Here is a 12,566-nt window from a genome sequence, read left to right on the forward strand (position 1 = left end):
CACTTTGCCGCACACACTAGCACAGCCCGTCTGTCCTTACATCCTGTAACAGGGCGTTTTTTTTAGCCTGTATGACAATACGGACGCTTCGTCGATAGGCGGCACCCCATCTCATCAGGAGAGTACGCAATGGATTACCGCAATCTGGGTCGAACGGGATTGAAGGTATCCCCGCTGTGCCTGGGCACCATGACCTACGGCACCCCCGAGTGGCGGGACTGGGTGCTTGATGAACAGCAGAGTCGCCCTTTCATCAAGCGGGCGCTTGAAGCGGGCATCAATTTCTTCGACACCGCCGACATGTACTCCGACGGCGCCTCCGAGCGGGTAGTGGGGCGGGCTCTGAACGATTTTGCCCGCCGCGAGGAAGTGGTCATTGCCACCAAGGTATACAACCCGACCGGCCACAAGACCGCCAATGAGCGTGGCCTGTCGAGAAAGCACATTCGGCACGCCATCGATGATTCGCTCTCACGGCTGGGGACCGATTATGTCGATCTTTATCAGACGCATCGCTGGGATTATGACACCCCCATCGAAGAGACCATGGAAGCGCTGCACGAGGTAGTGCAGTCGGGCAAGGCGCTCTATATCGGTGCTTCGAGCATGCACGCCTGGCAGTTTGCCAAGGCGCAGCGGGTGGCCCATGAAAATGGCTGGACACCCTTTTCGACCATGCAGCCGATGGTCAATCTGATCTACCGCGAAGAAGAGCGCGAAATGATCCCGCAGTGCATCGATCAGGGGGTGGGAGTGATCCCATGGAGCCCGCTGGCACGCGGTATTCTCGCCGGCAGCAAACCGGTTGGCAGTGAAGGGGAGACGACCCGGGCCAAAAGCGATGAACAGATGCGCAACTGGAAGCTGGGGCTGGAGCGCGATCGTCCGGTACTCGAGGCGTTGCAGCGTATTGCCGAGGCTCGTGGGGTATCATCAGCGCAGATCGCGCTGGCCTGGCTGCTGCAAAAGCCCGGCATTACCGCACCTATCGTCGGGGCCAGCAAGTCGCGTCATCTTGATCAGGCGCTCGGCGCGCTCGAGCTTACCCTGAGTGAAGAAGAGGTAGAGCAGCTGGAAAGCCCTTATGTGCCGCACGAGGTGGTAGGCTTCGTCTGAGCACTATCCCATGACAGTGATCTGCCGATTGCGGGGGGCGGATCACTGGCTCGGCAGACAGATATCGCGTGGTTGCTGCCAGATCATGACGCTGCGCAGCACGCTGTCGACCAGCAGTTCGGCATTGTGTTCAAGATCGAACATCTCGTGGCGATGCAGCCATGCCTCGATCATTCCCTTGAGATAGATGTAGATCAGCCGTGCTGCCTGCGTGGTGGTCAACGAGTCCGCCAGTCGGATCTCATCGTGCTGCAGGGCCCGGTTCAGGGTGTCACAGACGATTTCCAGAAAACGATCGACGCTGGCATCCAGCTGGGCGCGCACCCAGGCGAACTCACCGGCAAACTCGCAGTGCTGAGCGCAGATCAGCAGAATGCGCTGGAGCTGAGCATCATGGTGCAGCTCCTGCAGATCATTGATCAGAATGCGACGCATGGTAGCCGCCGGGCGTGCAGCGCTGCGTTCGCAGCGAGCCATGTGTTCGGCGAGGCGCTCGGGCATCTGGCGCTTGCGTTCGAACAGCTCGGAAAAGATTTCGAGCTTGCCTTCGGCAAAATGCCAGTTCAGGGCTCCGCGGGTCACGCCTGCCCGCTGGGCAATATCGTTGTGCGTGGTCCGGGTCAGCCCTTTCTCGATAAACAGATGCTCGGCAGCATTGAGCAGCGCCTGGCGGGTGCGCTCGGCTTCTTCCTTGGTCTTGCGCATGGGCGTCTCTCGACGTTGACCTGAAAATGGGACGGGATGATGCCATGGGTCATGGCCCGGTTCATCCACACATGAGGTAATTATACGTCCAGGTTTGTATATTTTTCATGTGCTGCTCGTGCCTCTGGAAAATCGTGTTGATGCATACAGGTGCCTTGCCTACCTTGAGGAAGTGATTCGTGATGCCCGCCCGGCGCCTGACCTGTGCCGGCAGGGGTTTATTCACTCCAACAGTAGAGCCGTCCGTGCGTGATGGCCTGATGAGGCTTCCATGGTATCCATTCAGTACAGCTCTCCGGCATCGCCTGTGGGCCATGCCGATCCGGGTATGGCTGCACCGTCGCAAGCCACTGCCCCGCAGGAGACACCCGCTACCGGTGGTGATGTCAATGCGGGAAAGCAGCGGGTCACCCTGCGCGTCAATGGCCGTTCCCACACCCTCGATATCGAGCCCAATGTCATTCTGCTTGATGCACTGCGCGAGATTCTCGGCCTGCATGGCACCAAGAAAGGCTGTGACCACGGCCAGTGCGGTGCCTGCACCGTGCATGTCAATGGCCGCTCAATGAACGCCTGCCTGCTACTTGCCGTCATGCAGGAAGGTGTCGAGATCACCACCATCGAGGGGCTGGCGCAAAGTGCCGGTTATGAACAGGGTCAGCATCCGGTCCAGCAGGCCTTTCTGCAGCATGATGCCTACCAGTGCGGTTACTGCACTGCCGGTCAGATGATGACGGCCGCGGCAGTGATCAATGAAGGCAATGTCGAGGGCGACGATGTCTCGCTGCGCGAGGCGATGAGCGGCAACATCTGCCGCTGTGGCGCCTACAAGAACATTCTTGAAGCGGTCCAGAGCGCCAGGGCCCGAATGACGGGAGAGGGCTGAGATGCGCGGATTCGAATTCGAACAGGCCAGCGACATCCAGCAGGCGATCAACCGCCACGGCAGCAGTGATGCGCTGATCGCCGGCGGCACCACGCTGCTGGACCTGGTCAAGCTGGATGTGATGCGTCCGGAAAAGGTGGTGGATGTCACTCATCTGCCGCTGAGGCAGGTCGAGTCGCTGGCAGATGGCCGGCTCAAGGTCGGGGCTCTGGTGAGTAATGCCGATCTGGCACGCCATGACAGTGTTCTGCGTGACTATCCGATAGTCAGCGAGGCGCTGCTGGCTGGTGCCTCGACAGGACTGCGCAACATGGCCACCACCGCCGGCAACGTGATGCAGCGCACCCGCTGCCCCTATTTCCGCGATCCCGACATGCCGTGTAACAAGCGCGAGCCGGGCAGCGGCTGCTCGGCGATCGAGGGCATCAACCGCAACCACGCCGTGCTGGGTACCAGCGACAAGTGCATTGCCACTCATCCTTCCGACATGTGTGTTGGCATGGTGGCCGCCGGTGCCACGGTTGTGGTGGAAGGGCCCCAGGGCGTTCGCGAGATTCCCTTCGAGGAGTATCACCTGCTGCCCGGCGAAACGCCCGAGCAGGAGCATGACCTGATGGCGGGTGAGCTGATTACCCACGTGATACTCGATCCGCCCCGCGGTGGCGGCCAGAGCTACCTCAAGCTACGCGACCGCTCTTCCTATGAGTTTGCGCTTGCCTCCTGCGCGGCGATCGTCAATCTCGATGGTGACACCATTACCGAGGCCCGGGTGGCCATGGGGGGCGTGGCCACCAAACCCTGGCGCGCCACGCCTGCCGAAGAAGCTCTGAAGGGGCAGCCGGCGACCCGCGAGACCTTTGAGCGTGCTGCCGAGGCAGTCATGCAGGATGCGGTGGCCTACAGCCACAATGGCTACAAGATCACGCTGGGCAAGCAGGCGGTGGCTCGTGCCCTGCGCGATGCTGCAAATCGCGCGCGAGCCTGACAGGGAGAGTTCTCAATGACTACGGAATCCAGCCGGACTCGGCAGAGCGCGACGACCGGTCAAACCATGGGGGTTGCCAAGCCCCGTATCGACGGCACCCTCAAACTGACTGGTGGGGCCGACTATGCGGCCGACCGCAATCTGCCCAATCAGGTGCATGGCTATCCGGTGACCAGCACGATCACCAGCGGCAAACTGTTATCGCTGGAACTGGATGAGGCCATGAAGATGCCGGGGGTGCTCGACATCTTCCACCATGACAATTTTGACAAGCTGAGTCGTTCACCCAACAGCTTCGCCGATGAGAATCTGACCAGTGAAGCGCGCCTGCCGTTCGAGGATCACCAGATCCACTATCAGGGGCAGTACATTGCCTTTGTTGTGGCCGATACCCTGGAGCACGCCCGTGCAGCGGCGCGCAAGGTCAAGGCGCACTACGAGCGCAATGATGAACAACTGACCAATATCGCCAGTCTCGATCGCGGAGAGGGGGCGCTGCCCGGCGAAGAAGTGCCCGGCGATGCTGCTTCCCGCGGGGATGCCGATTCCGCCTATGCGGGGGCTGAGGTTCAACTTGATCAGCGCTATTCGATTGCCCAGGAGAACCACAGCGTGATGGAAATGCACGCCTCGGTGGCGACCTGGGAAAATGACATGCTGACCGTCTATGAATCCACCCAGGGCGTGATCTTCCAGCGTAATGCACTGGCGAAGATCTTCGGCATACCGGTAGAGAAGGTGCGGGTCATTTCGCACTTCATCGGCTCCGGTTTCGGTAGCAAGCTGTTCATGTGGCCCCATGCCATCATGACCGCCGTGGCCTCGCGTCGGCTGGGGCGACCGGTCAAGACCGTACTATCGCGCATGCAGGAGTATCTTGATACCGGCTACCGGCCGACCTCGCTGCAGCGAGTACGACTGGGGGCAGACAAGAGCGGTAAGCTGCTGTCGATCCATCACGACGGCTGCAATGAAACCTCGCCGGCCGGTAATCACGATGATACTGTCAGCGGCGCCACGCCCAAGATGTATGACTGTGACCATGTAGCGGTGACCAATCGGCTGGTAACGGTCAACAAGTGTCCGCCGTGTCCCATGCGCGCTCCCGGCGAAGCGTCCGGCAATTTCGCGCTGGAAACATCACTGGATGAGCTGGCGGTCAGGCTCGATATGGATCCGCTTGAGCTGCGCAAGCGGAACTTTGCCGAGGTCGACCCGGCCGCCGGACTGCCCTGGTCGAGCAATCATCTCAAGGAGTGCTGGGATAACGCTGCGACGCGTTTCGGCTGGGAGAAGCGTAACCCGATCCCCGGCGCCATGCGCGAGGGTGACGAGATCATCGGCTATGGTATGGCGACCCAGAGCTGGGAAGCGATGCGCATGCATTGCGGTGCTCGCTTCGGTTTTCGCTCTGATGGTTCGATCATGGTCGCCTGCGGGACCCAGGATATCGGCACCGGCACCTATACCATTGTGGCGCAGACGGCGAGCGAGCTGGCCGGTGTGCCGATCGAGATGATCGATGTCCGTCTGGGTGACTCCTCGCTGCCGAGTGGTCCGCTGTCCGGCGGGTCGATGGCGACCTCTACCGTACTGCCGGCGGTGTCAGCGGCCTTCCGCAATGCGCTGTCACAGCTTGCGGATATGGCCACCGCGGAGGGCGGCGTGTTCGAGAATGCCCAGCCCGATACCATCGGCATGAAGAACGGGCAGCTGATCAGTGGTGATCAGTCGATTGCAGTCACCGAGTTGCTGGACCGCAACAGCATCGGTCTGGTGGATGGCGAAGGCAACGCCGCCCCCGGTGACGAACAGAGCCAGTACAGCTTCCGCTCCTTCGGGGCCGTGTTCGTCGAGGTGCGCTGGGATCCGGAGATCACGCGTCTGAAGCTGTCGCGCGTCTGCTCAACGATCGATATCGGCCGAGCCATCAACCCGCTGACGGCGCGCAACCAGGTCGAGGGCGGCATTGTCATGGGCATGGGGATGGGCATGTTCGAGCAGGCCGAGTTCGATCAGCATGGCTATCCCTACAATAACAATCTGGCCGATTACATCCTGCCGGTGAACGCTGACATGCCGGATATCGACGTCGAACTGCTGGATTATCCGGACTTTTTGCACAACGAGTTCGGTGCCCGTGGGGTCGGCGAAATCGGCCTGACCGGGGTTGCAGCGGCCATCTCCAATGCCGTCTATAACGCGACCGGCAAGCGCATTCGCGATATGCCGATCAGCATCGAAAAATTGCTCGCAGCCGAAGCGTAAGACGCTCGAGTACGGTCGCCGAAGTGATGCTTTGGCGGCCGTAGTTTCGTTACCCTTGCCGTTGAAATTTTGCTGAAGCGTCGTCGGGAACGACGCTCGCAATCCCCGCCCGTATCAACCAGGCTGAATTCGTTTGCCAACGAACGAGTTGGCTGCGACGCCCGTCGCAGTCATGCCATAACCGCCGTTCGGCGCTTTGCCAGCCGCTCGGCAGGAACCGATGACAACAGATGACCTTTCGTGCTCTGACCTGCGCGAAACAAGACGCATCGATAATGATGAGGTGATGGCCATGGCCGATCAGGACGATTACACGCCTGCGGATGAGAAATCCTCATCCGGAGTCGAAACCTTTGATGCCCGCTCGCCTTCCCGGCGACGATTCCTCAAATCCATGGGGGCTTCTGGACTGGCAGCCGCTACGGCGCCCGCCTGGGCGCAGGTCGCCTATGCCGGCCAGCAGGACGAAGCCGCGAGTGAACCGCAACAGGATGGCGCGCCGGCCGAGGGCGAGCAGCAGATCCATCTGACCGTGAACGGGCAGCAGCATACGCTTAATGTCACGCCCAATGCCGTGCTGCTGGATGTACTGCGTTCCCGGCTGGGGTTGACCGGTACCAAAAAGGGCTGCGACATGGGGCAGTGCGGTGCCTGTACGTTGCACGTCAACGGCGTCGCGGTGAATTCCTGCCTGTCGCTGGCGGTGATGCATGATGGTGACGAGATCACCACCATCGAGGGACTCGAGCAGGGGGATCAGCTCCATCCGGTTCAGCAGGCGTTCTGGGAGCACGATGCCTACCAGTGCGGTTACTGCACCTCAGGGCAGATCATGAGCGCGGTTGCACTCATCAATGATGACCGGGTGGACACCGACGACAGGACCGTACGCGAAGCGATGAGCGGCAATATCTGCCGTTGCGGTGCCTACAAGAACATTCTGGCGGCCATTCAGGACGCCCGTGGCAACATGAAGGGAGCGAGCTAATGCGAGCCTTCGACTATTCCCGTGCCGACAGCCCTGATCAGGCGGTCGCTACTCACCGGGAGGGCGAAGCAGCTGCCTATCTCGCCGGTGGCACCAATCTGCTGGACATGGTCAAGATCGATGTCATGCAGCCCGATCGGATGGTCGACGTCAATCGGCTCGATCTCAAGCGTATTGAACAGCTCGATGATGGCCGGGTGCGTATTGGTGCACTGGTGACCAACACGGATCTCGCGCGTGACGAGCGGATCATGAAGGACTATCCGGTGCTCAGCGAGGCGCTGCTGTCGGGGGCGTCCACCCAGCTGCGCAACAAGGCCACCACCGCCGGCAACGTGATGCAGCGGGTGCGCTGTCCCTACTTCCGCGATGGCGTCTCGCCGTGCAACAAGCGTGAGCCGGGTTCGGGTTGTGCGGCCATTGGAGGCTATAACCGTAGCGTGCATGCCGTGCTGGGGACCAGTGACAAGTGCATTGCCACACATCCCTCCGACATGTGCGTGGCCATGGCGGCCATCGGGGCGACAGTTCATGTACGAGGCCCGGACGGCGAGCGTGAGATCGATTTTCTCGACTTTCACCTGCTGCCGGGTGATACCCCCTGGCAGGAGCATGCGCTGAAAGAGAATGAACTGATCACCCATGTCACCCTCGAGGCGCCGATCCGGGACAGTCGCTCCGGTTATCTCAAGCTGCGCGATCGCGAGTCCTATCAGTTTGCCCTGGCTTCCAGTGCGGTAATTGTGGCACTTGAAGGTAACACCATTCGTGAGGCCCGAATCGCCCTGGGAGGTGTTGGCACCAAACCGTGGCGGGCGAAAGAGGCGGAACAGGCGCTCAAGGGGCAACCGGCGAACGAGCAGAGCTTTCAGAAGGCTGCGGATATCGTGATGCGCGATGCCACTCCGTATGAGCACAATGCCTTCAAGATCCCGCTGGGCAAGCAGGCGGTCATCCGCAATCTGACCACCCGGACGGCCTGAGCCGATTCATCACTTACAGGAGTCATGTCATGAGTGACAGCATTATCGGCGCCGGCCCCAGACGGATCGACGGGCGCCTCAAGGTATCCGGTGCAGCGCCCTATGCCGCTGACCACTATCCCGACAACATGGCCGTGGGCTATGGGGTGTTCAGTACCATTGCCAGCGGCCGGATCACCAATCTCGACCTGAGTGAGGCCCGCAGGTCGCCGGGCGTGATCGATATCTACCATCACGGCCACTTTCCCTCGCTCTATCACACGCCTTCCTCGATGATGCAGGGCAACAAGGTTGAAGAAACCCGTTTGCCGTTCGAGGATGACCGCGTTTACTACGAAGGGCAGTTTGTGGCCCTGGTGGTGGCAGACAATCTGGAGAACGCCCGGGCTGCGGCCTACAAGGTGAAGGTCAGCTACGACGAGGACCAGGCGATTGCCAATCTCGATCAGGGTGTGAAGGCGCACGGTACACAAAAGGGCAAGGGGAACCATTCGCGTGGTAATCCCGAAGCCTCCTTCGCGGGCGCCGCTCACAGCATTGATTACACCTATACCACTCCGGTTGAAACCCACAACCCGATGGAGATGCACGCCACCGTGGCCTCCTGGCGGGGCGAGCGGCTGCATGTGTATGAATCCTCCCAGGGCGTTCTGCAGGAGAAGGGGGCACTGGCGAAGATCTTTGGTATTGCCCCCAATCAGGTCGAGGTGGAGTCGCCTTTCATCGGCTCGGGATTCGGCAGCAAACTGTGGATGTGGCCTCATGCCGTAACCGCAGCCGCCGCGTCACGAGAAACCGGTCGTCCGGTGCAGGTCGTGGTGCCGCGACAGCAGATGTTTACCACGACCGGCCATCGACCCGAGACCCGGCAGCGGCTGCGCCTGGCGACGGATGACCGGGGCCGGCTGGTGTCGATTCGACATGAATCGATCAACACCACCTCGTTTACCGATCAGTATGTCGAGACCTGTGGCAGCGTCACCAAGAGTCTCTACTCCTGCGACAATGTACTGGTCAGTCATGAGACCACCCGGGTCAATCGTGGCACGCCGACCTCGATGCGCGCACCAGGCGCCGCACCGGGGCTGTTTGCGCTGGAATCGGCAATCGATGAAATGGCGAACGAGGCTGGCATCGATCCGCTCGAGTTTCGCATGAACAATTATGCCGACCGCGATGAGAGTCAGGACCTGCCGTTTTCCAGCAACCACATCAAGGATGCCACTCGGCAGGCCGCCGAGAAGTTCGGCTGGTCGAAGCGCACGCCCGAGCCGGGTTCAATGCGTGATGGCCACGAGATCGTTGGTTATGGCATGGCAGCCTGCAACTGGGAAGCGATGCGCTTTCCCTGTGATGCCCGGGTCTCGCTGCGCGCCGATGGCACGGCCTATGTGACCTGTGCCACCCAGGATATCGGGACGGGCACCTATACCATCGTCGCTCAGGCGGTCAGCGATGTGACCGGCCTGCCGCTGGAGCGGATCACCGTCAAACTGGGCGATACGTCCTACCCCGAGGGGCCGCTGTCGGGCGGATCGTGGACCACCGCCACTACGCTGCCGGCAGTGGCCGAAGCCAGCCGCAAGGCGATCGAGCAGCTCAAGAGCCATGCCACTTCCGGGAAGGGCGAGTTTGGTGATGTGGCTGCCGAAGACCTGAGCTTCGAGAATGGTCAGCTCAGTCACAATGGCCGCTCAATGAATTATACCGAGGTGCTCAATGCCCAGCGGCTGGCCAGTGCCGACGGCGAGGCGCATACCGGCGGGGCAGACACCAGCAAGTACTCGTTTCGCTCCTTCGGGGCTCACTTTGTCGAGGTGCGCTGGGATCCCGGTATCTCCAACCTGCGGGTCAGCCGGGTGGTCAGTGCCATCGATGTAGGTCGAGCGATCAATACGCTGACGGCTCGCAATCAGGTGGAAGGCGCCGTGGTCATGGGGCTCGGCATGGCGCACTTCGAGGCGACCGATTACGATTCCCGCAACGCTCGTCCGGTCAACAACAACTACGCCGAATATCTGGTGGCAACTCATGCTGATCAGCCGGAGATCGATGTCATCCTGCTTGATAATCCGGACTATGAGTTCAACGAGTATGGCGCCCGTGGTATCGGCGAGATCGGCATCACCGGCATGGCGGCGGCAGTCGCCAACGCGGTCTATCACGCGACTGGTAAGCGGATACGCGAGCTGCCGATCACCAAGGACAAGCTGATGGAGAATATTCCCGAACCGCAGCGCGCCTGAACCGTTTCGGGAAAAGACCACTACCGCCGCAGGCTGCTACTGGCGCCTGCGGTTTTTCATGGTTGCATGCGCCACGTTCACAGGGCTCCGCTCGGTTCAGGACGTATCCACTGCAAGGAAGCGCTTCATGTCAACGGGATTGCGTCATCATGGTCGTTTTGATTATCGACCGATTATCGATCGGGATCACTGGCGCTGGCCCAACGAAACCGGGCTGGCGGTCTATATCGGTTTCAATCTCGAGCATTTCGCCTTCGGCAGCGGGCGCGGCGCCGGTATCGCGCCGCCGGCCCCGGAAGGGGAGCCCGATGTGCTCAACTACGGCTGGCGTGAGTACGGCAACCGGGTCGGCGCCTGGCGCTGTCTGGAACTTTTTGAGCGCCTGGGGCTGCCGGTAGGGGCGATCGCCAATACTGCCATTCTCGATCATTGCCCGGAGCTGCTGGATGCCTTTCACGCGCGCGGCGACGAGATTATCGCGCATGGTCATACCAACGCCGAGCGTCAGGGACAGCTGGCGTTCGAGGATGAGCGGGCGCTGATCGAGCGCTGTCGCGAACGGCTGCATGCCCGTTACGGGCGGGCGCCCGGAGGCTGGCTGTCGCCGTGGATTTCGGAAAGCGAGCACACGCCCGATCTGCTCGCCGAGAGCGGGTTCGACTATACCCTCAACTGGGCGCATGACGAACGTCCCGTGCCCCTGTCGACCAGGCACGGCACACTCTGGTCGATTCCCTATCCCCAGGAGCTCAATGACATCCCCTCCATCGTGCCGCATCGCATCAGCATGACGGAATTCGTCACCATGGCGCGCGATCAGTGTGATGAACTGCTCGAACAGTCGCGTCATCAACCGCTGGTGATGGGTATCGCCCTGCATCCCTATATCGTGGGTCAGCCGTTTCGGCTGCCCCAGTTGCGTCTGTTACTGGAGCACCTGGCGAACTACCGCGATCGCGGCCTGCTGTGGTGGAGCACCCCGGGAGAGATCCACCACCATGTCACCGAGCTCGGTTCCCGGTGACAATATATTTCGAGCGTCGTTGTGCGCAACGCGTGGAGCTCGCTTCCCGGGATGGCTTTGGCGTGCCGGTTGGTCAGCCTGGTCGAGTGGCCTGTAGCTTCGCCACTAACGCGGATACCCGCATGCTGCTATGTGCAACTCAAGGGCCCTCGTTCACGACTGGCAATAACAAGACGCGCGATCGATTCGGCTCTGTCGGCCAGAAGTTCGGAGCAACGAGAGAGCGCCTCATCGAGTGACAATGGGCCGTCGGCGAGGGCAAAAGCGGCAGTGATCCCGGCTTCGTGCACGGCCTGCCAGCCTTCACCGAGTCGGCCGACCAGTGCGACCGTTGGCACGCTGTGACGATGGGCCAGACGGGCCACGCCGATCGGTGTCTTGCCGGCCAGACTCTGACCGTCGAGCTGACCTTCACCGGTCACCACCAGATCTGCCTGCTGCAGCAGCTGCTCGAAACCGACGGTTTCCATGACCAGTTCGATGCCGGGTTTGAGCCGGGCGCCAAAAAAGGCCAATGCCGCATATCCCATGCCGCCTGCAGCGCCGGCGCCAGGTGTGTTCCGCGGATCCTGTTCGAGACGCTGCGCCATGCAGTCGGCCAATTGTGCCAGGCCCTGATCGAGATGACGCACGGTATCGGCGTCAGCGCCCTTCTGTGGTCCGAAAACGGCACTGGCACCGCGTTCACCGCACAGCGGATTATCGACGTCGACAGCCGCTTCCACGGTCAATCGTGCCAGACGTGGATCGAGATTCGTATCATCAATGCGATGCAGTTCGGTCAGTGCGCCCCCGCCCGGCGGGAGAGGTTGGTCATTGGCATCCAGAAAGCGTATGCCCAGTGCCGTCATCATGCCGGTGCCACCATCATTGGTGGCGCTGCCCCCAAGCGTCAGAATCAGATGCTCGGCGCCTTCATCCAAAGCCGCCAGAATCAGTTCTCCGACGCCAAGGGTCGAGGCTTGGGTAGCGTCGCGCTCATTCCGGCTCAGATGTTGCAGGCCACTGGCTTCGGCCAGTTCGACGATGGCAGTGCGGGTCTTTCCGATCCAGCCCCAGCCGGCCTGACGCGGGCGGCCCAGCGCATCATGTACCTGACAATTGCGTCGCTCTGCCCGAGTGGCGGCCAGCACGGCTTCAAGTGTCCCTTCCCCCCCATCGCCCAGCGGACAGGTGGTCAGTGCCGCTTCCGGCAGAGCGCGTTGCAACCCCCGACGAATGGCTTCGGCGGCCTCCCGGGCTGAAAGGGCATCCTTGAAACTGTCGGGGGCAATCAATACATGCATGATGAACTCGCTCTGTGGGTCGTCTGACTCTTGTCCAGGATAACACCCGGATGGCAGACGTGCCGCTCAGGAGGATGCC

Annotated in this window: 10 protein-coding genes; 8 read left to right on the top strand and 2 right to left on the bottom strand. The window is 61.2% G+C overall.

What is annotated here, in order from left to right; all coding sequences use genetic code 11:
* Positions 1 to 129: 129 nt before the first annotated feature.
* A complete protein-coding gene (locus FY550_RS02560) occupies positions 130 to 1,116 on the top strand; it encodes an aldo/keto reductase (protein WP_070981425.1) in 987 nt (328 codons plus the stop codon).
* Positions 1,117 to 1,158: 42 nt separating this feature from the next.
* On the opposite strand, the gene FY550_RS02565 is transcribed toward FY550_RS02560, so the two are convergent.
* On the bottom strand, positions 1,159 to 1,821 hold the full coding sequence (locus FY550_RS02565; RefSeq protein WP_070981427.1) for a TetR family transcriptional regulator: 663 nt from the start codon (positions 1,819 to 1,821) through the stop codon (positions 1,159 to 1,161).
* Between the two features lie 271 nt (positions 1,822 to 2,092).
* Between FY550_RS02565 and FY550_RS02570 the strand changes: the two genes are divergently transcribed.
* The 7 genes from FY550_RS02570 to FY550_RS02600 all read left to right on the top strand — a co-directional run bounded on the left by FY550_RS02570 (position 2,093) and on the right by FY550_RS02600 (position 11,201).
* Entirely contained in the window at positions 2,093 to 2,707 is a 615-nt protein-coding gene (locus FY550_RS02570; RefSeq protein ID WP_070981430.1) for a (2Fe-2S)-binding protein, read from the top strand.
* Between the two features lies 1 nt (position 2,708).
* Positions 2,709 to 3,692 (top strand): FAD binding domain-containing protein, encoded by a 984-nt coding sequence (locus FY550_RS02575; protein ID WP_070981432.1) that lies wholly within the window; start codon positions 2,709 to 2,711, stop codon positions 3,690 to 3,692.
* A gap of 15 nt (positions 3,693 to 3,707) precedes the next feature.
* Positions 3,708 to 5,960 (top strand): xanthine dehydrogenase family protein molybdopterin-binding subunit, encoded by a 2,253-nt coding sequence (locus FY550_RS02580; RefSeq protein ID WP_084388280.1) that lies wholly within the window; start codon positions 3,708 to 3,710, stop codon positions 5,958 to 5,960.
* Between the two features lie 292 nt (positions 5,961 to 6,252).
* Positions 6,253 to 6,948, top strand: coding sequence for a (2Fe-2S)-binding protein (locus FY550_RS17025; RefSeq protein WP_070981877.1), 696 nt, complete (start codon positions 6,253 to 6,255; stop codon positions 6,946 to 6,948).
* Positions 6,948 to 7,931, top strand: a complete 984-nt coding sequence (locus FY550_RS02590; protein ID WP_070981435.1) for an FAD binding domain-containing protein — start codon at positions 6,948 to 6,950, stop codon at positions 7,929 to 7,931. The genes FY550_RS17025 and FY550_RS02590 overlap by 1 nt, the downstream gene beginning before the upstream one ends.
* A 29-nt stretch (positions 7,932 to 7,960) precedes the next feature.
* Positions 7,961 to 10,177: a xanthine dehydrogenase family protein molybdopterin-binding subunit gene (locus FY550_RS02595; RefSeq protein ID WP_149054338.1), complete on the top strand. Its 2,217-nt coding sequence runs from the start codon at positions 7,961 to 7,963 to the stop codon at positions 10,175 to 10,177.
* Positions 10,178 to 10,304: 127 nt separating this feature from the next.
* The gene (locus tag FY550_RS02600) at positions 10,305 to 11,201 is read left to right on the top strand and encodes a polysaccharide deacetylase family protein (RefSeq protein WP_070981437.1); all 897 of its coding nucleotides are present in this window, start codon (positions 10,305 to 10,307) and stop codon (positions 11,199 to 11,201) included.
* Between the two features lie 128 nt (positions 11,202 to 11,329).
* Here FY550_RS02600 and FY550_RS02605 read toward each other — a convergent pair whose 3' ends face one another.
* Positions 11,330 to 12,487: a glycerate kinase gene (locus tag FY550_RS02605; protein WP_070981438.1), complete on the bottom strand. Its 1,158-nt coding sequence runs from the start codon at positions 12,485 to 12,487 to the stop codon at positions 11,330 to 11,332.
* Positions 12,488 to 12,566: the final 79 nt, after the last annotated feature.

The organism is Kushneria phosphatilytica (genome assembly GCF_008247605.1).
GTDB lineage: Bacteria > Pseudomonadota > Gammaproteobacteria > Pseudomonadales > Halomonadaceae > Kushneria > Kushneria phosphatilytica.